This window comes from Bacillus sp. EU63 (assembly GCF_038592915.1).
Lineage (GTDB): Bacteria > Bacillota > Bacilli > Bacillales > Bacillaceae > Bacillus > Bacillus velezensis.
On record NZ_CP151944.1, the window covers coordinates 3792802 to 3815910 of the forward strand.

The 23109-nt window shown below is 47.6% G+C and carries 19 protein-coding genes and 1 riboswitch; of the genes, 8 read left to right on the forward strand and 11 right to left on the reverse strand.

Going from position 1 to position 23109, the window contains the following annotated elements:
• The first annotated feature begins 5 nt into the window (after positions 1-5).
• A complete protein-coding gene (locus NYE38_RS19075; protein ID WP_104842955.1) occupies positions 6-1088 on the forward strand; it encodes a glycosyl hydrolase in 1083 nt (360 codons plus the stop codon).
• A gap of 77 nt (positions 1089-1165) precedes the next feature.
• Positions 1166-2779 (forward strand): catalase KatX, encoded by a 1614-nt coding sequence (gene katX, locus NYE38_RS19080; RefSeq protein WP_014419227.1) that lies wholly within the window; start codon positions 1166-1168, stop codon positions 2777-2779.
• A 38-nt stretch (positions 2780-2817) separates the two neighbouring features.
• On the opposite strand, the gene NYE38_RS19085 is transcribed toward katX, so the two are convergent.
• The gene (locus NYE38_RS19085; protein WP_289394726.1) at positions 2818-3804 is read right to left on the reverse strand and encodes a choloylglycine hydrolase family protein; all 987 of its coding nucleotides are present in this window, start codon (positions 3802-3804) and stop codon (positions 2818-2820) included.
• 316 nt (positions 3805-4120) lie between these two features.
• Between NYE38_RS19085 and NYE38_RS19090 the strand changes: the two genes are divergently transcribed.
• Positions 4121-5479: a cytosine permease gene (locus NYE38_RS19090; RefSeq protein WP_014306090.1), complete on the forward strand. Its 1359-nt coding sequence runs from the start codon at positions 4121-4123 to the stop codon at positions 5477-5479.
• Positions 5480-5492: 13 nt separating this feature from the next.
• Here NYE38_RS19090 and NYE38_RS19095 read toward each other — a convergent pair whose 3' ends face one another.
• From NYE38_RS19095 to NYE38_RS19115, 5 genes are all read right to left on the reverse strand, one after another.
• The gene (locus NYE38_RS19095) at positions 5493-6323 is read right to left on the reverse strand and encodes an NAD(P)H-hydrate dehydratase (protein WP_134986757.1); all 831 of its coding nucleotides are present in this window, start codon (positions 6321-6323) and stop codon (positions 5493-5495) included.
• Between the two features lie 90 nt (positions 6324-6413).
• Complete coding sequence (gene cydC / locus NYE38_RS19100) at positions 6414-8144, reverse strand: thiol reductant ABC exporter subunit CydC (protein WP_109567308.1); 1731 nt, start codon at positions 8142-8144, stop codon at positions 6414-6416.
• The gene (cydD, locus tag NYE38_RS19105) at positions 8141-9844 is read right to left on the reverse strand and encodes a thiol reductant ABC exporter subunit CydD (RefSeq protein ID WP_025650054.1); all 1704 of its coding nucleotides are present in this window, start codon (positions 9842-9844) and stop codon (positions 8141-8143) included. Before cydD ends, cydC begins: the two co-directional genes overlap by 4 nt.
• Positions 9844-10860, reverse strand: a complete 1017-nt coding sequence (gene cydB, locus NYE38_RS19110; protein ID WP_003150830.1) for a cytochrome d ubiquinol oxidase subunit II — start codon at positions 10858-10860, stop codon at positions 9844-9846. Before cydB ends, cydD begins: the two co-directional genes overlap by 1 nt.
• A complete protein-coding gene (locus NYE38_RS19115; protein WP_014306093.1) occupies positions 10844-12250 on the reverse strand; it encodes a cytochrome ubiquinol oxidase subunit I in 1407 nt (468 codons plus the stop codon). The genes cydB and NYE38_RS19115 overlap by 17 nt, the downstream gene beginning before the upstream one ends.
• A 502-nt stretch (positions 12251-12752) precedes the next feature.
• On the opposite strand from NYE38_RS19115, the gene NYE38_RS19120 reads away from it, so the two are divergent.
• Positions 12753-14096, forward strand: a complete 1344-nt coding sequence (locus NYE38_RS19120; protein WP_014306094.1) for a 2-hydroxycarboxylate transporter family protein — start codon at positions 12753-12755, stop codon at positions 14094-14096.
• A gap of 36 nt (positions 14097-14132) precedes the next feature.
• Here NYE38_RS19120 and NYE38_RS19125 read toward each other — a convergent pair whose 3' ends face one another.
• The 4 genes from NYE38_RS19125 to NYE38_RS19140 form a co-directional block, all read right to left on the reverse strand.
• Positions 14133-14975 (reverse strand): polysaccharide deacetylase family protein, encoded by an 843-nt coding sequence (locus NYE38_RS19125; protein WP_065180331.1) that lies wholly within the window; start codon positions 14973-14975, stop codon positions 14133-14135.
• A 99-nt stretch (positions 14976-15074) separates the two neighbouring features.
• Positions 15075-16175: a sn-glycerol-3-phosphate ABC transporter ATP-binding protein UgpC gene (ugpC, locus tag NYE38_RS19130; protein ID WP_017418599.1), complete on the reverse strand. Its 1101-nt coding sequence runs from the start codon at positions 16173-16175 to the stop codon at positions 15075-15077.
• A 117-nt stretch (positions 16176-16292) separates the two neighbouring features.
• Positions 16293-17186, reverse strand: a complete 894-nt coding sequence (locus NYE38_RS19135) for a helix-turn-helix domain-containing protein (RefSeq protein WP_065180332.1) — start codon at positions 17184-17186, stop codon at positions 16293-16295.
• 158 nt (positions 17187-17344) lie between these two features.
• Positions 17345-18181: a YitT family protein gene (locus tag NYE38_RS19140; RefSeq protein WP_003150818.1), complete on the reverse strand. Its 837-nt coding sequence runs from the start codon at positions 18179-18181 to the stop codon at positions 17345-17347.
• Between the two features lie 65 nt (positions 18182-18246).
• Positions 18247-18348, reverse strand: a riboswitch (guanidine-I (ykkC/yxkD leader).
• Between the two features lie 345 nt (positions 18349-18693).
• Here NYE38_RS19140 and NYE38_RS19145 point away from each other — a divergent pair.
• Entirely contained in the window at positions 18694-19233 is a 540-nt protein-coding gene (locus tag NYE38_RS19145; RefSeq protein ID WP_119834765.1) for a DUF4352 domain-containing protein, read from the forward strand.
• 46 nt (positions 19234-19279) lie between these two features.
• Here NYE38_RS19145 and galE read toward each other — a convergent pair whose 3' ends face one another.
• Positions 19280-20296, reverse strand: coding sequence for a UDP-glucose 4-epimerase GalE (gene galE, locus NYE38_RS19150; RefSeq protein ID WP_065180333.1), 1017 nt, complete (start codon positions 20294-20296; stop codon positions 19280-19282).
• A gap of 210 nt (positions 20297-20506) precedes the next feature.
• On the opposite strand from galE, the gene pepT reads away from it, so the two are divergent.
• From pepT to NYE38_RS19165, 3 genes are all read left to right on the forward strand, one after another.
• The gene (gene pepT, locus NYE38_RS19155) at positions 20507-21739 is read left to right on the forward strand and encodes a peptidase T (protein ID WP_224446761.1); all 1233 of its coding nucleotides are present in this window, start codon (positions 20507-20509) and stop codon (positions 21737-21739) included.
• A 576-nt stretch (positions 21740-22315) separates the two neighbouring features.
• Positions 22316-22483: a hypothetical protein gene (locus NYE38_RS19160; protein ID WP_003150808.1), complete on the forward strand. Its 168-nt coding sequence runs from the start codon at positions 22316-22318 to the stop codon at positions 22481-22483.
• Positions 22484-22586: 103 nt separating this feature from the next.
• On the forward strand, positions 22587-23063 hold the full coding sequence (locus tag NYE38_RS19165; protein ID WP_025650049.1) for an LURP-one-related family protein: 477 nt from the start codon (positions 22587-22589) through the stop codon (positions 23061-23063).
• Positions 23064-23109 lie beyond the last annotated feature (46 nt).

Genomic DNA, 23109 nt, shown 5'->3' on the forward strand with positions numbered 1-23109 from the left:
TTTATATGCTCAAAAAGTTAGCAGTCTGCCTGTCTATCGTTTTATTACTCTTAGGAGCCGCCAGTCCGATATCGGCTCACACCGTTTATCCCGTAAACCCAAATGCCCAGCAGACGACAAAAGATATCATGAACTGGCTGGCGCACCTGCCCAACCGTTCAGAAAACAGGGTCATGTCCGGTGCGTTCGGCGGGTACAGCGATGTCACTTTTTCAATGACAGAGGAAAACCGCTTGAAAAACGCGACGGGACAGTCTCCCGCCATCTACGGCTGTGACTATGGGAGAGGATGGCTGGAAACAGCGGATATCACCGATACTATCGATTACAGCTGCAACAGCAGCTTGATCTCATACTGGAAAAGCGGCGGCCTCCCTCAGGTCAGCCTGCATCTCGCAAATCCGGCTTTTCCATCCGGAAACTATAAAACGGCCATCTCAAACAGCCAGTACAAAAACATCCTGGACCCTTCAACTGTTGAAGGAAAACGGCTTGAGGCGCTGCTCAGCAAAATCGCCGACGGCCTTACTCAGCTGAAAAATCAAGGCGTCACCGTTCTGTTCAGGCCGCTTCACGAAATGAACGGCGAGTGGTTCTGGTGGGGGCTGACAGGCTACAACCAAAAAGACACGGAAAGAATCTCGCTGTACAAAGAGCTTTACAAGAAGATATACCGCTATATGACAGAGACAAGAGGATTGGATAACCTTTTGTGGGTGTATTCGCCGGATGCCAACAGAGACTTTAAAACAGACTTCTACCCAGGCTCATCTTATGTGGATATTACCGGTCTGGACGCTTACTTCACTGATCCGTATGCGATATCAGGCTATGATGAAATGCTGTCTCTGAAAAAACCGTTTGCCTTTGCCGAAACCGGTCCGTCCGGCAATATCGGAAGCTTTGATTATGCTGCTTTTATCAATGCGATCAGGCAAAAATACCCCGAGACCATATACTTTTTGACATGGGATGAACAATTAAGTCCGGCGGCTAATCAAGGCGCGCAAAGCCTTTATCAAAACAGCTGGACACTGAACAAGGGCGAAATATGGAACGGCGGATCTTTGACGCCGATCGCGGAATAACCGCTTCTTTTGAAAATCGGTTTTAAAAAACGGCTCTGCTGGGCATATTGTTACCGTTCAAAAAGGAGGGTTCAACAATGGAAAATAACAAAAACAGCGAAGAAACGCTTTCCAGTAAGACGACCGGTAAAGGCGAGTCAGAAGACACGCTGACAAACCGGCAGGGCCATCCGGTCACTGACAACCAGAATGTCAGGACAGTCGGCAATAGAGGACCGACGACATTGGAGAATTATGATTTTTTGGAGAAAATCAGCCACTTTGACCGCGAACGGATTCCCGAGCGCGTCGTTCACGCGCGCGGCGCCGGCGCACACGGATACTTTGAGGCGTACGGAAGTTTTGGAGACGAGGAGATTTCTAAATACACAAGAGCGAAAGTGTTTCAAAAGAAAGGAACGAAAACTCCGGCGTTTGTGCGGTTTTCTACCGTCAACCACGGAAAGCATTCCCCGGAAACATTGCGTGATCCCCGGGGTTTTGCCGTTAAGCTTTATACCGAAGACGGCAACTGGGATCTGGTCGGCAACAACCTGAAAATCTTTTTTATCCGTGATCCGCTGAAGTTCCCGGATCTTGTGCACGCATTTCAGCCTGATCCCGTTACGAACATTCAGGACGGCGAGCGTATTTTCGACTTCATTTCCCAATCACCCGAAGCGACTCATATGATCACTTTCTTGTTTTCGCCGTGGGGCATCCCGGCCAACTACCGGCAGATGCAGGGCTCAGGCGTCCATGCCTACAAATGGGTCAATGAAGAAGGAAAAGCCGTGCTCGTCAAATATCACTTTGAACCGAAACAAGGCATCCGCAACCTGACACAGAAGGAAGCGGAAGAGATTCAGGGGAAAAACTTTAACCATGCGACACAGGATTTGTATGAAGCGATTGAAAAAGGCGATTACCCTGAATGGGAAGTGTATGCGCAAATCATGACTGATGACGAACACCCCGAGCTGGATTTTGATCCGCTTGATCCGACCAAGCTGTGGTATAAAGACGATTTTCCTTGGAAGCCGATCGGTAAATTGGTTCTGAACAAAAACCCGGAAAACTACCATGCCGAGGTGGAACAGGCCTCATTCGGAACGGGCGTGCTTGTGGACGGCCTTGATTTTTCAGATGACAAATTACTTCAGGGGCGGACATTCGCCTATTCAGATACCCAGCGGTACCGGGTCGGCGCAAATTACCTGCAGCTTCCGATCAACTCGCCGAAAAAGCATGTCGCCACCAACCAGGAAGGCGGGCAAATGCAGTATCGGGTCGATCGGGCAGAAGGACAAAACCCGCACGTCAACTATGAGCCGTCCATTATGGGAGGACTCAACGAAGCAAAGCAGGATGGGAAAGACCATACACCTCATGTCGAAGGCGATGTGAAGCGGGAAGCGATCGACCGGTCGAATCATTTCGGCCAAGCCGGAGAAACATACCGCAGATTTTCGGAATTTGAACGGAACGAATTGATCACAAACTTGGTCAATACGCTTTCTTCCTGCCGGAAAGACATTCAGGATCAAATGATTGAGAATTTCACAAAAGCAGATCCGGACTACGGAAAACGTGTTGCGGAAGGGCTGAAAAAGGTTTCCGAAAACAACAGCAACGGGCCGATCGGCACTACTGATACGGAACAGGCTGCAAAGCAGGCTGAACAGGAAAGCCATCCGTCTGATCCGTATTAAATAAAAAAACAGGACAATTGCGTCCTGTTTTTTTTGAGCTAATTCAGCTCCTGTATATTCTGCTCCGCCGCGGCCGCAAATACTTTCGGCTCCGGACGGTCAAGATCTTCATGGAATAAACTTACTTTGTGAATCTGCCGGTTGTCGTACAGATGAAAGTAGTAGTTTCCGGTGTCACAGCACATGACCGACGTATACTGCGTATAATCAATTTCATTCTCCTCTGTGATCACCGCGCCTTTTGGAATATTCACATTGGACAGCACGTGAAAAGCGGCCGTAACGCCATCCGTTTCATGGGCGGCAGGCTCTAAATGCTCTTTCAGATAAGCGGCTCTGATGAACCGGGATGGCGGCGTGTAATCACCGGGAAGCCCGATCGTTCCAGATCCTTGGCCGAAAGCGGTTAATGTCATTCCGCCCAATGTTTTGCTTTCTGACTGCTGCGGCCTGATTCCGATATAATGGCGCAGATTGGTCACATGCCAAGGAAATTCAGGACTGTTGGTCATCACTCCGGGTTTGTTGTCATATACTTTCATTCCCTCCGGTGTCGGCTCGATGACAATGCAGCTGCCCGTGCGGTCTGATAAAATCCAATGAAAAGGCAGCACCGTATCCAATAACATTAACTTCTTCTCTACAATCGTCAGCATTGAGAGCTTTTCCTTTATGTCTTCAAGAGAGTCACAGTTTGATAAGGCCCAGGTGACAAACTCATGAGGAGCGATGTGACAGGTGCCCTCCCGTTCCGCTTTCTCGTATCCCGCAAAGCCCGGAAAATACAGCGTCGCACACGACAGCCCCTTTTCATTTACGCCGTCGGCAAACAGAACATTGCCGAGATTTCTCCCCATGCCGATAAATGCGTATTTCGTCTTATGCATCCTGCCGTCAGCTTCGCTTTTCCAGCTGTACTGACGAGGGTAAAGCACGACGTCCGTACCGAGCTGAAATGCAAAATCCATCGTTCGCGCCAATAGGTGATTACCGTCTGTCGTTTTCAATGTAAGACTTGTACACATATCATCAATCCCCTTTTCATTAATGAAATTTACACAAAGTAAACTATTCTTTCAGCTTAACGAATAATGGTTCCATTCGTCAAAAGATTGACACATTTCTCCTTCATACATATTAGTCCGTAATCATATCCATGCCTTTTAAACCCTGGCAAATCGTTTTGGCGGCAGTGTTTGTACCGTTTTTCAAAAAAAACTTTGAACGGCTGTCAGCGAGGCTTTACAATGTTTTTCCTGCATGCTGGAATTTGTAAACGGCAGGTCAATCTGTTAAGCTATGTCTTTATGTTAAAGAAGAACATACGGAGGAGATTATCTATTGAAAGTAGAAAGGCGAACGATTGAACATATTCCGCATGACGAAAGACACGGAAAGGCTAAAGATTTATTCCCCGTCTGGTTCGGGGCTAATATGCATATTACGACGTTAGTCACAGGCACACTGCCCGTTACAATGGGACTCGATCTCTTTTGGAGTATCGCCGCCATTATAATCGGAACCTTTATCGGCGCAATCTTTATGGCGTCTCATTCCGCACAAGGACCTCAGCTCGGAATTCCGCAAATGATTCAAAGCCGCGCGCAATTCGGCGTGATCGGAGCGATTCTGCCCCTCTTTTTGGTCATGTTTATCTACCTGGGCTTCTTTGCGAGCAGTACGATTCTCGCAGCCGGTACACTGAGCAGCTTTGTCCCGATTCCGGCTTCATGGTGTATTATCGGCTTAAGCGCCATCTGTTTTTTACTCACGATCTACGGTCATGATCTGATTCACAAAATGCAGAAAATCCTCTCTTGGACCTCCTTTGCCGTTTTTTTTGCTGCAACAATTCTTATTTTTCAACTGCCGATTCCTTCAGGAAGCTGGGTGCCCGGCTCATTAGATCTGCCTGTTTTTCTAGTGGCGGTCAGCGCGGTGGCCACATGGCAGCTGGCATACGCGCCATATGTCGCAGATTATTCCCGTTATCTGCCGGTCAAAACACCGGCATCGCATACTTTTTGGTACAGCTATGCAGGTACGTCAGTCAGTTCCATCTGGATGATGCTTCTCGGCGCCATTTTGACGACGGCGCTCCCGGAATTTACCGCTAATGCGGGAAATGAGATTGTCCGATTGTTCGGTCCGTTTTCCTTTATTATGCTGATCATCGTCCTGTTCGGGCAAATGGCGATCAACGTCTTTAATTTATACGGAGCCTTTATGTCAACCACGACTACCTTGGAGCCGTTTTTAAAACTGAAGGTGACGCCGAAAACGAGAGTGGTAATGATCCTTTGTGTGACGGCAGCGGGTACTGTATTAAGTCTCTTGGGCCAAAGCAATTTCATGGAACTGTTTTTAAATTTCATCTTTTTCATCAGTTATTTCTTAATTCCATGGACGGCGATCAACCTCGTGGATTACTATTTTATCCGCCGCGGAAAATACCACGTCAAATCGATGTTTGACGTCAACGGGCAATACGGCAGGGTCAATTGGATTACAGCGGCCGCCTTCGTTTTGTCGATTATATTAGAAATCCCGTTCATCAATACCTCCTTTTACATCGGGCCGCTCGCTGAAATATTCGGCGGAGGCGACATTGCCTGGGTCATCGGCCTGGCCGTTCCGTCGCTGCTGTATTATGTCCTGATGAAATCAAGGTTAAAACAAAAAGAGGCGCCTTCCCTGTGAAGACGCCTTTTCTTTATTCATATTCCTTCCATACACGCGGCAGCAGTTCAGAAAGTTCGTGCGCCAATAAGGTATGGGCGGAGCGCTCTTTCGTCCATACTTCCGCACATTCGCCGTGAAGGCGGACGGCGTTCAATACGGCATGCTTCGGGTCTTGATGACAGCACAGCATGCCGAGAATCATTCCCGTCAGCGTGTCGCCGGTCCCGCCTTTTGCAAGCGCGCCGTTTCCGGTTGTATTCCTGCGGCATTCCCCGTCGGGAAAAGCGATAATGGTTTCGTTTCCTTTCAGGACAATCGTGACATGAAGCCGCTCCGCCCATTCCGCGGCATATTCCGCTCTGTTCTGCTGAATCTCTTGAATCGGAAGGCCTGTCATTCTGGAAAATTCGCCGGGATGAGGCGTCAAGATCACGGGAGCTTTCCTCTTTGAATAGGTTCTTTTCGTAATGGCGCCCGCGTCCAGTATGACGGGATAATCGGCAGAAAGCAGCTGATCAGCCGCCTGCTGCACTTCGTCTGTTTGGGGAAGGCCCGGCCCGATGGCAGCGGCCCGGATGGTTTCCCCGGGCTGGCCCGCCGCGGCTTTTTTCCAGCCGTCACGCCAGTACGTCGCTTCCGGCAGCACCGGGACGATAAGCGGGATGACGCCTGCCGATGTACCGATGACGAGCTTGCCGACACCGCTTCTCATCGCGCCCAATCCGGCCAGAAGGGCGGCTCCCGGCATGTCATCGCTCCCGGCCAGCAACAGCGCCGTTCCGAACGTTCCTTTATGGCTGTCTGCCTCCCGTTGCGGCAGCGTATCTTTCACATCCTGTTCCGTCCAATCCATTATATTCATCTCTGTACCTCCTCTTCTGTCTCCTATTTATATTCCAAACAAGAAGAGATTTTAAACCGCACAAAAAAACAGCCGCTCGTTTGCGGCTGTTTATGTTCTGATCGGAACATCAAGACGGTAAAGCTTCCGGTACCTTTCGTTTTCTGCAAGCAGCTCTTGATGGGTTCCTTCCATTTCTGCTTTTCCATTTTCTAAAAAGACGATTTTATCAGCTGTTTCCACACCCGCTAAATGGTGTGTAATCCAGAGGATCGTTTTCTCTTTAAAAACATCAAAAATCGTATCAAGCAATTCACGTTCAGTGACCGCATCAAGGCCGACCGTCGGTTCATCAAGGATAATGACCGGCGTGTCTTGGAGCAGAATACGGGCAAGCGCGATCCGCTGCCGTTCCCCGCCTGAGAAACGAATCCCCGTCTCCTGCACGGACGTTTCATATCCGTCAGGCAGTGATTCAATATAATCATGCAGCTTCACTTGCCGCGCCGCACGCTTAACATCTTCATCACTCGCCTTACCGTTTCCGAGCCGGATATTGTTCATAATGCTCGTGTTAAAGAGATGAGGTTTCTGATTCAAAACGGCCACCGCTGAGGAAATCTGCTCCTGCACGGCCGCAGTTTCCAGCCCGTTCAGCATCACTTTGCCCGAATCGGGAACTAAGGCGCCTTCAATTAAAGCGAGAGAGGTCGACTTACCGGAGCCGCTCCTGCCGAGCAGCGCCATTTTTTCACCTTGGCGGAGAGTGAAGGAAAAACGGTCAAGCACATGACTGTGCTGATCATAAGAAAACGTCACGTTATCAAATGTAAGTGTCACATCCGATACATCCAGTTTCTCATCCGTCTGCTTCACCTCACGACTTCGCAGCTCCGGAGCCGCCTTACTCATTCTTTTGATGGAATCCTGATAAGAAGGCACTTCCGTCAGCGCATCCGAAAGGGGCAGAAACGCCTCCGTCAATGGAAATACGACAAGCACAAAGGCCGCGATCATCGTGTTGGCGATGCTGCCGTCCGCATACTGACCCGCCGTCCAGAACAGCATGATCAATATGAAGCCGCCGACGAGGCATTGCGCGGCGAGATCACGCCATCTCGTAAACCGCTGACGTTTGCTTTCAAGGTCAAACCATGCCTTCTCTTTCTCTTCATAAGAGGAAATAAAGGCCGCCTGTCGTCCCGAGAACATCCAGTCGCTCACGCCGAGCACGGCATCTGTCAGCCGGCTGTAGAGCGTATTCCGGCCGCTTTTCAGCCTCATGTTTTTCGCTCTCGTCACAAGAAGCGACACAACCGGAAACAATACAACCAATATAAACAGGTAAATCGCCGCAAAAGCGGCAAACGGCCAGGAAAAAAAGCCGAGTCCGATAACGGAGGCCGCATACAGCAGCAAAGCGGAAACCGCCGGGAAAATCGTTTTTAAAAACGCATCCTGCAAATGCTCAATATCCTCAGCCAAAATGCCGAGCATGTCGCCCGTCCGAAAACGGGATGAAAGCATGAGCGAGGCCGGCTCCAGCATATTGTAAAGCCGCACCCGCATGTCGGACACGATTTTCAAAATGATATGGTGCCCCGTCAGACGCTCGGCGTACCGTGAGACTGAACGGGCAATCCCGAAGGTCCGCACGGCCACAATCGGAACGTACACCAGCAGGATATTCTCAGGCCTTGTCGCCGACTTAGAGATTAAAAAACCGGAAGTGAACATGAGAAAGGCCGCCGAAAAAATCGTCACCGCGCCTAAAAAAATCACAAGAACAAACAAACGGGCATTTTGCTTTATATACGGCAGAATCCATTCTTCTTTTCTCATGTTCTTTCCCCCAGTTGCGCCTTTACAAGTTTGGCGTATACGCCTTGTTTCGCCATCAATTCGTCGTGGGTGCCGATTTCCGCCACCGCGCCGTCATCAAGCACGATAATTTCGTCCATCTCAAGCATCCAGTGAAGACGGTGAGTGGCCAGAAAAACAAGCTTGTTTTCAAACAGGTCTTTCATCGTTTCTTTTATTTCATATTCTGTTTCAATATCAAGGTGAGCGGTCGGCTCATCCAAAAGGAGAATCGGACGGTTTCCTAAAAAGGCTCTGGCCAGCGCGACACGCTGAGCCTGTCCTCCGCTGAGCGCCCGTCCGCCCTCGCCGATCCGGCCGTCAAGGCCGCCGGGCAGATCACGGATCAGTCCGGAAAGACCCGCCGAAGCAGCGGCCTGCGCCGTTTCCTCATGCGAAGCATCAGGATGATAAAACCGGATATTATTCAAAAGCGTGTCATCAAAAATGTACGGATGCTGCGGAATATAAAGCAGCTGCTTCTGCCAGCCGTCCGACTGCAGATGCGAGCGGGATTCACCGTTTACCTTGATCTCACCGGACGCAGGCTCTAAAAAGCCGCCCAGCACATCAATGAGTGTCGATTTTCCCGCACCGCTTTCCCCGATAATCCCGATTTTTTTCTTTCCTTTAAAGGACAGATGAAATTCAGACATCGATTCTCGGACGGACAAACGCGTAAGCTGTAATTCATCCCCGTCAGTCCACGTATCAAGTTTGAGCGGCTTTTCTTCTTTAAAACCGGGCTGCGCCAAAATCGCTTGAATGGTTTTCCCCGCCTCCTGCCCGTTTAACGTCGCGTGGTAATCATTTCCCACTTCGCGGACCGGGAGAAAATATTCAGGCGCGAGAATGAGCGCGGTCAATGCCGGCCCGAGCAGAATTTGTCCGTCTATCAGCCGCAAGCCGAGAAACACCGCCACTGTCGCCACCGACAGCATCGTAAAGAAATCCAGGGCGAATGATGATAAAAACGCGACCCGGAGCGTGCTCATCGTCGCCTTACGGTATCTCTCACTGACATGAAAGATGTTTTTGCTGTGTGATTTGCTTAATCCTAAAAACCGCAATGTCTCCAGTCCGCGAAGCGAATCCACGAAATGATTGGAAAGCGTCTGATAGGACTTCCATTGGCGATCGGCTTTTTTCTGTGCGACAAGTCCGAGCAGAATCATAAATACAATCAAAATCGGAAGCGCAAGAATCAGAATCAATGCCGATGTTTTATCCTGAAAAAACACGTAAATAACAACGGCCGCCGGTACAATCGCCATGCTGGCCATTTTCGGCAGAAACAGCTCTAAATAACGGCGGAACTGGCTGATGCCTTCCATCGCCAGCGTCACCATCCGGCCCGTCCCCTCTTTTTTCGCAAAGCGGGGGCCGAGACGGAACAATTGCTCAAGAAATCTTTTTCTTAAGTCTGCGCCGGTTTGCGCGGCATATTGGTACACGATTTTCTGCCGGACCGTTGTCACCGCATGCCGGACCAAAAACGCAAGCAGGAAAAAGCCGATAACCGGATAAAGAGAAGCAATCCGCTTCCCGTTAAATAATCCGGTTACCGCCTGGCTCAGCCATTCCGCCTGCAAGATGATGGCGGCCGTTTGTATAATCGTTAATCCCGTAATGATCGCAAGAATCCGCTTCATTCCTTTATAAAGAAACAGGTCTTTTCCCATTAATAAGTCATAGGCTCCTTATGGCTGACGCGTTTCCGGAAGACATAATAGCTCCAGATCTGACTGCCGATGACAAACGGCAGCAGAGTCAGTGCGGCAATTGTCATGACTTTAAGTGAATAATCACCGGATGACGCGTTAGCTACTGTTAAGTCATACGCGCTTTTCAGCGAGCTGACCATGACGCGCGGGAACAGAGAGATAAAAATCATCGCAACTGTCAAAGCAAGACCCGCGCCGGTCATACCGAATGCCCAGCCGTCTTTTTTCTTGCTCATGAACACAACAGCAAGAACGTTGCAGATGACAATCAGCACGAATACCGGAATCGTGATGTTTGCCCGGCGTGTAAACATATCCGTATCGTATGCAGACATCGCAAAGAAAGCAAGTACAACAAGAAAGATAACACCGATTACGCGTTTTGCCATTTTTCTCGCACGCTCTTGTAAATCACCGATCGTGCGCAGTGTGACAAACATTAAACCGTGCAGGAATGAAAGAAGGGTGACGGCTGCTCCGCCAAGGACGGAATACACGTTCACAATATCTGAGAAACCCGCATGCATATTCATATGGCCGTCAATCGGCATGCCGCGGAACAAGCTTGTGAAGATAAGGCCGAATACAAACGGCGGGATAAGGCTGCCGAAGAAAATCACCCAGTCCCATGTTTTGACCCATTTTAAATGATTCACTTTTCCGCGGAATTCAAACGCCACCCCGCGGCCCATTAAAGCAAGAAGGATGATGATAAACGGAATATAATATCCGCTCAGCATCGTCGCATACCAGTTCGGGAATGCCGCGAAGATCGCTCCCGTACCTGTCAGCAGCCATACCTCATTCGCATCCCAGAACGGGCCGATGGTGTTAATCAGCACTCTGCGTTCTAATTCATTATGGCCAAGAAATCGGGTCGAAATGCCGACACCGAAATCAAAACCTTCTAAAAAGAAAAATCCGACAAACAAAACTGAAACGAGTACAAACCAAAGATCATGAAGTGACCCCATGGTAGACCTCCTGACTGAACGGATCCGTTGATACAGGAACATCCTTGTGATCATCATGGTCCGCACCTTTTTTAATTTCACGAACGAATAGGAAGACAAGCAGCGCGCCTAAAATCAAGTACATGACGCCGAAACCGATAATTGAAAACAGCAGAGATCCCGTCGTTACGTTAGGCGAAACGGATTGTGCGGTTGTCATTTGCCCCATAACCGTCCACGGCTGGCGGCCGATTTCAGTCATAATCCAACCGGCAGAGTTCGCAATGAACGGGAATGCGATCAGTGCGATCATGCCCCGTAAATACCACTTGCTCGTATGAAGCTTTTTGCGGCGGTTCAGAATAAAGCCTGCAATCGCGGCAAAAATCATAAGCGCGCCCGCTCCCGCCATAATGCGGAAACTCCAGAACGTCGTTTTGACAGGCGGGATATAGTCGCCTTTTCCGTACGTTTTTTCATATTCTTTTTGAAGTGTTTTCATCCCTTTCACACTGCCGCTGAACTTCTGGTAAGCCAAGTAGCTCAGTGCGTAAGGAATTGAAATTTCTGATGTGTTTTTTTCTTTATTCGTATCAATATTCGCAAAAGCCGTCCACGCGGCAGGATCACCGCTGTCATCCCAAAGCGCTTCACTGGCGGCCATTTTCATCGGCTGCGATTCCATTAAATGTTCAGCCTGCATGTGTCCGCTGAACGCAACACCGATACCGGCGATCAGACCGACAATCATCGAAAGCTTGAAAGATTTATGGAAGAAAGGCACTTCTTTTTTCTTCAATAATTTAAATGCGCTGACACCGGCGATAAAGAAAGCACCCGTCGCAAGCGCTCCGAAAATGACGTGAGGGAATTCAACCCAAAGCTGAGGGTTTGTCAAAAGCGCTCCGAAGTCATTCATTTCCGCGCGGCCGTTTTTAATCGTAAAGCCGACCGGCTCCTGCATGAATGAGTTTGCCGTCAAAATCCAGAAAGATGACATAATCGTTCCGAAGGATACAAGCCAAATGCAAAGCAAATGCACTTTTTTAGATAAACGGTCCCAGCCGAAAATCCATAATCCGATAAAAATAGACTCCATAAAAAACGCCAAAAGCGCTTCAATCGCAAGCGGAGCCCCAAATACGTCCCCGACAAAACGGGAATAATCAGACCAGTTCAATCCGAACTGGAATTCCTGAAGAATCCCTGTGACGACGCCGACAGCAAAGTTAATTAAAAAGAGATGCCCCCAAAATTTAGCCATTTTGAGATAGGTCTCTTGTTTTTTGACAACGTAAAGCGTCTCCATCAAAGCAACCATAAACACAAGCCCGATAGACATAGGCACAAACAAGAAGTGAAACAATGTTGTAGATGCAAATTGAATGCGGGCTAATACCAACTCACTCATGATGTTTTTCCTCCAATCTGGTAAATTGCTCAACATTTCACAAACATAGTGAAATCATTGCTCGGTATTTCACAAAAAATGATATATTTGCTCAATGTTTCACAAATTCGTCAAAACTATTGAAATATCAGCCTGTACACCCTGGGGGACAGCGGCTGTCATAGAAATGATTCAATATCATTACTTTACAACGATTCAGCCTAAAAAAAAAGATCAATATACCTAAAATCAGGATGAAATTGTGACCGATTATTGTCGGATTTGTAGAGATTTTATGTCAGCACCTAGGATATTTGTCCCTTTGATATCGTATCTCTTTTTTATTCGTGTGGCGAACAAAATGCTTTTCTCGGTGAAAAAGCCCGCCAAATCGCCATTTTGAGAAAGAAAATGTGAAGAAAGCATGTCCTCTAGTAAATTCATAATATATGAACAATTTAAATTTTTTAGTATACTTTAAATGGGGATATTTTTTCACTACATAACGACTGGGGGAACAAGCATGGGAGAACTTCAACCAAAATTGCAAACGGATTCAATCCAAAAACAGGAACGGACTGATAACTGGTTTGCCAGAGCAATGAATATAAGAATCGGCATTATTCCTCTTCCTATCTATATCCTGCTTTTCTTGCTTATTACGGTGTTTGTCATGAGCCGTGATGTAAAAAGCGACATTCTGACATCAATTGCCGTCATGAGTTTTTTCGGATTTACCTTCGGCCAGATCGGAAAATCCATTCCGATCGTGCGGTCCATCGGCGGCCCTGCGATTCTCGCAACCTTTATTCCATCCGCTGTCGTCTACTACCACCTGCTTCCGAAAGACATTATTACTTCAACAACAGAATTCACAGAAAGCTCCAACTTTCTCTATCTATTTATTGCCGGTATCGTCGTCGGCAGTATTCTCGGGATGAAAAGAGAGACGCTCGTCAAAGCTTTCGTTAAGATTTTTATTCCGCTGATCGCCGGGTCTATCGCGGCCGCCATCGTCGGCTTATGCGTCGGGACGCTGCTCGGGCTCGGCTTTCAGCACACGCTGCTTTATATCGTCGTTCCGATTATGGCGGGGGGTGTCGGTGAAGGCGCGATTCCTTTATCCATCGGCTACTCCGATATTATGCCGATGTCCCAGGGAGACGCCTTTGCGCTTGTGCTGCCGTCCATCATGCTCGGCAGCCTGTGCGCCATTATGTTATCGGGTTTGCTGAATGTCATCGGGAAACGCAAACCGGAATGGACGGGCAACGGGAAGGTTGATAAGTCTGATCATTCCGCTCCCGCATTGGAACAGCCGGCCGATGATAAAACGTTTGATTTGTCCTTTTTCGCTTCGGGCGGTATTTTAGCGGTTTCCCTTTATTTGGTCGGCATGCTGGCGCATGATTTCTTTCAGCTTCCGGCTCCAGTCGTGATGCTCGTCCTTGCCGTTCTCATTAAGCTGTTCAGGCTGGCGCCGGCTTCGATTGAAAACGGAGCCTTCGGCGTCTCGCGCTTTTTCTCGACAGCCGTGACCTATCCGCTCTTATTTGCGATCGGCGTTTCAATGACACCGTGGGACAAACTGATTGCGGCGTTTACGATCAGCAACATCATTACCATTTTATCAATCGTCGTCACGATGATGGCCGTCGGTTTTCTGACCGGAAAATGGCTGAATCTGTACCCGATTGAGACGGCGGTTATTAATGCCTGCCATTCCGGCCAGGGCGGCACCGGCGACGTCGCGATCTTGAGCGCCGCTGAACGGCTTGAGCTTATGCCGTTCGCCCAAGTGTCGACCAGAATCGGCGGAGCGATTACCGTGAGCGTCACCCTTCTGCTGCTTCATCAATTCTATTAAACTGAAAAAAAGCCTCCGCATGATGCGGAGGCTCTGTTATTTCATCACATTTTGAATATAAGAGCCGAATGCCGCGCCGGACATGCCCGGCGACACACGGACGCGGTGAAGCCCGTAAAGCCCCTGATCTCTTGACGCCGCTCCCGGCTCCGTCGTGACCGCCATACGGTAGCCTGACGCGGCGGCGGCTTTTAATGTTTCCTTATTATATCGTCCGACAGGGTAGCTGATCATAGACGTCCGCTGCCCGAACATTTGATCAAATAAACGCTTAGAGTCCTTCATTTCACGTCGCTGCTGCTGCGGTGTGAGCCCGTTCAATTCGAGATGGTTCATCGTATGGCTCTGAATGGAAATGCCGTGGGCGGCCATCTCCTTCATCTGCTTCTCAGTCAGATGATTCTTATGCCCGATAAAGTTTCCGATCATAAAGATTGTCGCTTTCATCTCGTATTTCTTTAAAATGGGATAGGCCGCTTTCACATTGTCGGTATAGCCGTCATCAAATGTGATCAGAACACATTTTTCACGCGGCTCCTTATCCTCCGTCAGCATCAGATAGGCCTCTTCAGGAGTCATCGTATAATAGCCGTGATCATGAAGCCACTTCATATGCTGCCGGAATTCTTCCTTCGGCACACGCAGGCTGTTTCCCTCAGAAATGCTGTGGTACATCAGAATCGGCAGTCTTGCCGTTCCTTTCGTTTGAACCCAGGCGGACGTATCCGGCTCCTTTTTGATTTGGCGCTTTACAGATTTTTTATCGTGGTGCGCTTCTGCCTTCGGAATGCTTTGTTCGGCGCTTGCCTCATGGCCCGAGCAGGCGGCCAGCGTAAACACGGCAGCCAAAAGGCACATGCACATGATTATGCGTTTCATCGTTTTCCTGCTTTCTGTCTTCTATTTACTTTTTATATCGGTTATGCGTCATAAATTGTTACATCAAAAAAGCCGGACATCCAGCTGTCCGGCTTTGCGTTATGAGCGGATTCTGATTTCTGTTTCACTGTCAAAAAAGTGAGCCTTATTCATGTCGAAAGCGACGGTCAATTCCTCACCGGCATGAATGTCATGGCGGGCGTCAATCCGGGCGATAAAATCCTGATCCCCGATCCGGGAATAAACCATAATTTCTGACCCGAGCAATTCCGCGACATTGATTTTAGCTGTGATGGATGAATTCTTATAGGATTCTACCACAATCAGCTCGTCATGTATGTCTTCCGGGCGGATGCCGAAGATAACATCTTTGCCGGCATACCCTTTTTCCCGGAGCATTTTCATTTTCCCTTCCGGCACGCTGAGAGCGGCTGAACCGATCTGAATGGCGCCGTCCGTCAGCTTTCCTTTGAAAAAGTTCATCGCTGGGGAGCCGATGAACCCGCCGACAAATACGTTTTCGGGATGTTCATACACGTCTTTCGGGGTGCCGATCTGCTGAATTTTTCCGTCCTTCATGACTACGATGCGTGTCGCCATCGTCAGTGCTTCTGTTTGGTCGTGCGTCACATAGATTGTGGTTGTTTGCAGCCTTTGGTGGAGCTTAATAATTTCTGCCCGCATCTGCACCCGAAGCTTTGCGTCCAGATTTGACAGCGGCTCATCCATTAAAAACACTTTGGCGTCCCTGACAATCGCCCGGCCTAATGCAACCCGCTGCCGCTGCCCGCCGGAGAGCGCTTTCGGTTTGCGGTGCAGATACTCTGTGAGCCCCAGCATTTTTGCCGCTTCTTCGACCCGTTTTTTAATCTCCGGTTTCGGCATCTTCCTCAGCTTCAGACCGAAAGCGATATTATCATAGACCGTCATGTGCGGATATAACGCATAGTTTTGAAACACCATAGCGATATCCCTGTCTTTAGGAGCGATGTCATTCACTCTCGTGTCACCGATATAGAAATCGCCCTTTGTAATGTCTTCCAGCCCGGCAACCATCCTCAATGTTGTCGACTTGCCGCACCCCGACGGACCGACAAACACGATAAACTCTTTATCTTTAATATGAAGGTTAAAATCATCGACAGCCGCCTCTTTTTGATCGTAATACTTATAAATATGCTCCAGCCGAAGTTCCGCCATATATATCCCCCTCTATTTGTAAACGCTTTCTTAAATAGGATTGTAACAGCGTCAGACGGCGGCGGATATAGGCAATGTTCATAAAAAAAGTCCGCTGCCTTCGTGCACATTTCCCATTTAATGTGATTTTTCATACTGCAGACAAATGAAATAAGCCAGCAGGGCGCCCCGATATGTCTTAATATCAATACCTGAGCGTTCCGCAAATTTATCAATCCGATATTGAAGACTGTTGCGGTGCAAATGCAGTTTTTTCGATGTGAGCGACATGTTCGAGTTATGTTCAATAAAAGTCTGAATCGTATGCTTCAGCTCCGGTTCTTTCTGAAACAGCAGCGCCGCTTCTTCGTGAAGCAAGGCTGAGAGCTTTTCTCTGCTTTCCTCCGTGAGCATGGCCGGAAATACCGTTTCCGCGGTCAGCGTGCTCAGCTGCGGGAGATGACGCCGGCCGATCTGACAATATTGCTGTTCTCTCTGATAATGAAGGCGCAGACGTTCCCCCTTGCAGTAATACCTTCCGATGAAAAAACGGACACTGAAATAAAAATCGCCTTCGAGAATCTTCACAAAAGATGCGATGTCATCCGAATCTGGCGCTTCCAGCTTTTCTTCCTCCACAATCACGCCATGATCCCTCCCCGTCCGGACAACTGTATATGAAACCGGCCAGAAATGGCGCAGCGCTTCCGTATATGCCCCCCAGTCCCGTTCTCCCAATAAGTCATAATGGATAAAACGGACACGCGGCTCCTTGACATCAGGCACCGGGCCTTCTTCCAGCAGAAAACGCCGCCACCTCTTTGCTGCCGCCGTCTCCGGAAAAAAATCGCCTTTTTCTTCAGCGGGCGTCAAAAATGATTCCAGAAGCAGTTTCTCCTTCGGGGTGATATCCTCCTTCGGAATGGCGACATAGCCCCGCCTTTTTTCATCATAAAAGCAAAAGACATCCTCCGCCGTACAGCACGTATCAGACAACACAGCCCTTGGGTAAATTGCCAATAACGGGTTCATATGCGCTCCTCTCTATCTCTCTATCATATTTTCAGTATAAAACGTCCGGCCGATTGTATCCACTTCGTTTTAAGAAACAGCTTTCAGGCTATTTCCCGGGAAACGGATCATCTGCCGGCATAAGAAAAAAACCCTCCGCGCCGGCAGAGGGATTCTTTTTATTTAGAGATATCGACGAAGCCTTCACCAAAGACGTCACGCACATCATGAACAATGACAAACGCTTTTGTATCACAGCTTTTAATAATTTTTTTGAGCATGGAAAGCTCTTGTTTCTGGATGACGATATATAAAATTTCCTTCGACTGCCCCGTGTAATTTCCTTTACCCGACAGCAGCGTAACCCCTCTGTCCATAAGCGTGTTGACCTGTTCAGCGATTTCGTGCTTATGCTCAGATATAATCGTCACCGCTTTTTTCGTATTCAGGCCTTCAATGATAAAGTCCATCACCTTCGTTCCGATGTACAGCATGACAATGGTAAACATCATTTTTTCCGCACCGATGATGAAATAAGAACTGAAGACGACAATCAGATCAAAGAACAAAAGCGCATAGCTGATGTTCCAATCGAGATATTTGTTCGCAATCCTCGCCAAAATGGCAGAACCCGCAGTCGTGCCTCCGACTCGAATAATGATCCCGATTCCGACACCGGCAAACACACCCGCAAAAATAGTATTAATAATGAGTTCATGTGAAGGCGAGTGCCAATCATGCGTCAGATGCAGAAACAGTGAGTTGGCAACAACGGTAATGATCGTATAAAGCGTTGTTTTTCCGTCTAAAAATTTATATCCGATAATCAATAAGATCCCGTTCAAAATGATATTCGTCACCCCGGGCGACCACTCAAACACATAGTACAAGATCAGGGTGATTCCTGTTACCCCGCCCTCTCCAAGATCATTCGGAATGGCGAATAAATTAACGGCCAAAGCAAAGATAAAAGCTCCAATAATCAGCATCAGCACATCCAGCAATCTCTTTTTCATCCCAGACACTCCTTTTTTATAAAATCAAAAAAGCCCGGGAGAGCACTCTTCATCAAAAGAGCAGAAACTCCCGGGCTTTTATCCCAACGTGTCACAGCAGGAACCTGCTGTGTGTTTTCTCTCGGTCCAGACCAATTCAGCATTGCGGAACCCTAGAAAACCACTGTTTTTTATGTTCAGTTTTTGTATATCTTTCAAGATTATACGGGAAATCACGAACATGTTCAACCACTCTTTTTTCAATAAATCTATAAAAAATCCGAACGATCTGCCGATACTAAAAAAGACCCTTAAAATACATGACTAAAAAACCATTAAAATACTTTTTTCTCAAAATATTATTGACTATAGGTTATTTTACAGGCATTATAGTATGTAGTTTTTAAGAAATAGTTTACATAGGAGGAAATATTATGGCAGGCAACCTGGTGTCTTGTAAGGCATGCGGCAAAGAAATCGCTAAAGGCGTTAAAAAATGCCCAAACTGCGGTAAAGATCAGAGAAACTTTTTTATGAGACATAAAATTATCACATTGCTTCTGGCAGTAGTGGTTATTATCATTCTCGTAAACATCGGCGGCGGAGGCGGATCTTCATCATCTAAAACCGCGTCTTCAAAAGCTGCGGAATCCAAGGAAAAACTGTATAACATCGGTGACACTGTTAAGACTGAGAAAACTGAAGTTACTGTTACCAAAGTGGAAAAAAGAGATTCAGTAGGCTCTCAATTTGTCGAGAAAAAAGCGTCTGACGGCGGCGTTATCGTAGCTGTTCAATACACAGTTAAAAATGTTTCAAACAAGCCGTTAAGCTCTTTCTCCATTCCAAGAGCGAAATTAGTAGATTCTAAAGGAACATCCTATGATTCAGATATTGATGCTTCTTCAAGCTATGCAACAGAAACAAAAGTAGACAACAGTAAAATTTTAAGTGACTTGAACCCGAACATTAAAGTTACTGACGTAAAAGCTTTTGAAGTTGATAAAAACGCATACTCTAAAGGCACTTGGAAATTAAAGTTCAGCAACGATGTTGAAGTGAAAATTAAATAATGACCGTAATAAAAGAGACCTTCACCATTTGAAGGTCTCTTTCTTTTTACACCTTTTGGTACCCGTTCACATTGGAGGACTGCCACTTCCAAGAGTCGGCGCACATTTCTTCAAGCCCGCGCTTTGCTTCCCAGCCTAATTCAGCCTTCGCTTTTGCCGGGTCTGCGAAGCATGCGGCGATGTCTCCCGGGCGCCGGTCGGCAAAACGGTACGGCACTTCTTTTCCCGATACTTTTTCAAACGCCTTGACCATCTCAAGGACGCTGTAGCCTCTTCCCGTGCCGAGATTATAGGCGTCGGCGCCCGTTGTGTTCAGCACCTTTTCGAGCGCTCTGACATGGCCCTCGGCAAGGTCAACGACATGGATGTAATCCCGCACGCCGGTGCCATCCTTTGTCGGATAATCATTGCCGAACACCTGCAATCGCTCAAGCTTGCCGACAGCGACTTGTGCGACGTACGGCATTAAATTATTCGGGATGCCGTTCGGGTCTTCTCCGATCCGGCCGCTCGGGTGCGCGCCGAACGGATTAAAGTAGCGGAGCAGCGCAATGCTCCATTCAGAGTCCGCATTATGCAGATCGCGTAAAATCTGTTCCAGCATCAGCTTTGTCTGCCCGTAAGGATTGGTGGCGCTTAAAGGAAAATCCTCAGTGATCGGCGTTGTTTCCGGAACGCCGTAAACCGTCGCTGAAGAACTGAAGACGATTTTTTTCACACCGTGTGCCTGCATGGCTTCACATAAAATAAACGTTCCCGTCAGATTATTATGATAATAACGGAGCGGAACAGCCACAGACTCACCGACGGCTTTTAATCCCGCAAAATGAATGACGGCTTCAATCTCATTTTCAGCAAACACCCGGTGAACGGCGTCACGGTCAAGGAGATCCGCTTCATAAAACACAAGCCCTTTTCCGGTAATGTCTTTCACACGCTCCAATGCTTCCGGTGAACTGTTTGACAGATTATCCAGAACCACGATGTCATAGCCGCCGTTTAACAGCTCGACACATGTGTGGCTGCCGATATAACCCGCTCCGCCTGTCACTAAAATCGCCATGAAGAAAGCCTCCCCTATTGAATGAATTGACCATATTATATCGGTTTTTTCTTCCTCAATCATCCATTTCCAAAAAGTTTAATCGTTTAGTCATCGTTTCTTCATAATTTATTTTCATTCGCGTAAAAAACAGAGCCCTCGATTCAAACGGGTTGTGAAATAGAAATCCCTCCCCCGCGCATGGTAAGATAAGACAAAGGAGATGACGGTATGAAAAATGAAATCATTGAACGCTTTACCTCTTACGTAAAAGTCAATACACAGTCTGACGAAAACAATGAAAACTGCCCTTCAACCCCCGGCCAGCTGACATTGGCCAACATGCTGGCAGATGAATTAAAGTCGATCGGCATGACAGAAATCACAGTCGATGACAACGGGTACGTCATGGCGACTCTGCCGGCGAATACCGATAAAGACGTGCCGACTGTCGGTTTTCTGGCTCACGTGGACACCGCGACCGATTTTACCGGGAAAAATGTGAATCCTCAGATTATTGAAAGCTACGACGGCCATGATATCGTTCTGAATGACAAACTCAATGTCGTCCTGTCGCCTGAGCAATTCCCGGAGCTTTCCCGCTATAAAGGCCAGACGCTGATTACAACAGACGGCACGACGCTGCTCGGAGCCGACAACAAAGCGGGCATTGCCGAAATCATGACGGCAATGGCGTACTTGATCAAACATCCGGACATCAAACACGGAACGATCCGGGTCGCGTTCACGCCCGATGAAGAAATCGGCAGAGGCCCTCACAAATTCGATGTCGGCCGCTTCAACGCCGCATTCGCCTACACGATAGACGGAGGCCCCCTCGGCGAACTGCAATATGAAAGCTTTAACGCAGCCGCCGCAAAGCTTACTTGTTACGGAAAAAGCGTCCACCCGGGGACGGCGAAAAACAAAATGGTCAACGCTTCAAAAATCGCGATGGAATTTCATCACGCACTGCCGAAAGAAGAAGCGCCGGAATATACGGAAGGGTATGAAGGCTTCTATCATTTACTTTCCATGAACGGAGACGTTTCTGAAGCCGCCCTGTCGTACATCATCAGAGACTTTGACAGAGACCGCTTTGCAGAACGAAAAGAATATATGCAGAAAACCGCCGATGCGCTGGCGGCTAAATACGGCAAGGAAAGCATCAAGCTTGAACTGCGTGATCAATATTACAACATGAGAGAAAAAATCGAACCGGTCAAAGAGATAGTCGATGTCGCCTATCAGGCCATGAAAAACCTCGACATCGAACCGATTATCGAACCGATCCGGGGCGGAACCGACGGATCACAGCTCTCTTACATGGGGCTGCCGACACCGAACATTTTCACGGGCGGCCAAAACTTCCACGGAAAATATGAGTACATTTCCGTCGATCATATGGAAAAGGCGGTAAACGTCATTGTTGAAATCGCCAGGCTCTTTGAAGAGCGCGCTTAAAACCAAAGCCCCCTGCTTTGGTTTTTTTCTTTCACATGAAACCTTTCCTCCTTTCTTTCCGTATATAAGGTATGAAATGGAAAGAAGGAGTGAAGACTATGGCAAGAGGGACTGTAGCGAAAGAATTGAAAAAAACCTTAAAAGACCCGCGTGTTCTGGAGACGAAATCAAACCCTTTTAAAAAGCTGCGGAAAATGTTCAAACGATTTTTTTAAGATAACATCTCGTTTTCTTTAAAAAAATAAAGAAAGCGCTGTCATTCCGCAGTCATCTGTTAGAAGCAGTTATTTTGCATATTATAAGGTTTTTTAGGGTACTGAATAACACAAGGCAAACGAAAACAACGAAGTGGTTAATTAGACTCTTACAAAAAATAGTGAAAAAGTTATATAAACGATCACCATTCATCAGCCGATACAATCTATAGAACCACAACAAGAGCAAATTTTCTTCAACCCCTAGTCATTTTTACGGAAAATGACGTTATTTTTTAAAAAAGTGACAATTGTTTGAATACTTTTCGTTTGTTTTTTCGTACAATAATAATACCAAAACTTTTTTTGGGAGGTATGTAAAATGATGCTACTTATTTTTGCTGCTTTGACAGGGTATCTTGTTTTCTCTTTCAGTAAGGACAACCGCCGGAAAACGCCAAAGACAAGCCCGCTGGTGACAGCTGCCGACACGAATAACATCATTGATTTAAATGCGATCCGTCAAAAACGCCGGATGCCGCTATCATAAAAACGACAGCTGCCGCAAAATCGGCAGCCTTTTTTTTATGCACCCGGCCGATATGAAACCATCCGCCTCCTTTTTTCGTACAACATAAAAAAGGAGTTTTTTTATGTACCATTTTTATATCAAAGAGCGGATGTTGACGTTTAAGAATCGTTTTCAAGTGTTTCTTGAAAGCGGAAAAGAAGTCTACAATGTTGAAGGAAAGCTGTTTTCATTCGGTGATGAACTGAAGCTGACTGATTTGGACGGCCGCACGCTCGCCAGCGTCAATCAGAAACTGATGTCGCTCGTTCCCCGTTACGAGATTTCCGTCAGCGGCAAACCCGTCTGCCAAGTCATCAAGAAAGTCACGTTTTTCAAACCGAAATTTGAAATTTCCGGACTCGGCTGGGATCTTACCGGCGATGTGTGGGGCCGGAATTTTCAAGTGACAGACGGAAAATCAAACCGGATGACCGTCACCAAATCATGGATGAGCTGGGGCGATTCCTATCATTTGCAGATTGAAAAGGAAGAGGATATCGTTCTTTGTCTCGCGATCGCCATTGTGATAGATATGATTCTATTTGAGGGTGATAAATAAAATATTTATCGAAATATATTGACAATATGAGAAAACATACTAAGAT

Excerpts from the sequence above, each read along its gene's own strand:
- NYE38_RS19145 (WP_119834765.1), top strand. The coding sequence starts at position 18,694 with ATGAGACATAAAATTATCACATTGCTTCTGGCAGTAGTGGTTATTATC.
- katX (WP_014419227.1), top strand. The coding sequence starts at position 1,166 with ATGGAAAATAACAAAAACAGCGAAGAAACGCTTTCCAGTAAGACGACC.
- cydB (WP_003150830.1), bottom strand. The coding sequence starts at position 10,860 with ATGGGGTCACTTCATGATCTTTGGTTTGTACTCGTTTCAGTTTTGTTT.
- NYE38_RS19075 (WP_104842955.1), top strand. The coding sequence starts at position 6 with ATGCTCAAAAAGTTAGCAGTCTGCCTGTCTATCGTTTTATTACTCTTA.
- cydD (WP_025650054.1), bottom strand. The coding sequence starts at position 9,844 with ATGGGAAAAGACCTGTTTCTTTATAAAGGAATGAAGCGGATTCTTGCG.
- galE (WP_065180333.1), bottom strand. The coding sequence starts at position 20,296 with ATGGCGATTTTAGTGACAGGCGGAGCGGGTTATATCGGCAGCCACACA.
- cydC (WP_109567308.1), bottom strand. The coding sequence starts at position 8,144 with ATGAGAAAAGAAGAATGGATTCTGCCGTATATAAAGCAAAATGCCCGT.
- NYE38_RS19160 (WP_003150808.1), top strand. The coding sequence starts at position 22,316 with ATGATGCTACTTATTTTTGCTGCTTTGACAGGGTATCTTGTTTTCTCT.
- NYE38_RS19125 (WP_065180331.1), bottom strand. The coding sequence starts at position 14,975 with ATGAAACGCATAATCATGTGCATGTGCCTTTTGGCTGCCGTGTTTACG.
- NYE38_RS19165 (WP_025650049.1), top strand. The coding sequence starts at position 22,587 with ATGTACCATTTTTATATCAAAGAGCGGATGTTGACGTTTAAGAATCGT.
- NYE38_RS19120 (WP_014306094.1), top strand. The coding sequence starts at position 12,753 with ATGGGAGAACTTCAACCAAAATTGCAAACGGATTCAATCCAAAAACAG.
- NYE38_RS19140 (WP_003150818.1), bottom strand. The coding sequence starts at position 18,181 with ATGAAAAAGAGATTGCTGGATGTGCTGATGCTGATTATTGGAGCTTTT.
- NYE38_RS19135 (WP_065180332.1), bottom strand. The coding sequence starts at position 17,186 with ATGAACCCGTTATTGGCAATTTACCCAAGGGCTGTGTTGTCTGATACG.
- NYE38_RS19085 (WP_289394726.1), bottom strand. The coding sequence starts at position 3,804 with ATGTGTACAAGTCTTACATTGAAAACGACAGACGGTAATCACCTATTG.
- pepT (WP_224446761.1), top strand. The coding sequence starts at position 20,507 with ATGAAAAATGAAATCATTGAACGCTTTACCTCTTACGTAAAAGTCAAT.
- NYE38_RS19115 (WP_014306093.1), bottom strand. The coding sequence starts at position 12,250 with ATGAGTGAGTTGGTATTAGCCCGCATTCAATTTGCATCTACAACATTG.
- ugpC (WP_017418599.1), bottom strand. The coding sequence starts at position 16,175 with ATGGCGGAACTTCGGCTGGAGCATATTTATAAGTATTACGATCAAAAA.
- NYE38_RS19095 (WP_134986757.1), bottom strand. The coding sequence starts at position 6,323 with ATGAATATAATGGATTGGACGGAACAGGATGTGAAAGATACGCTGCCG.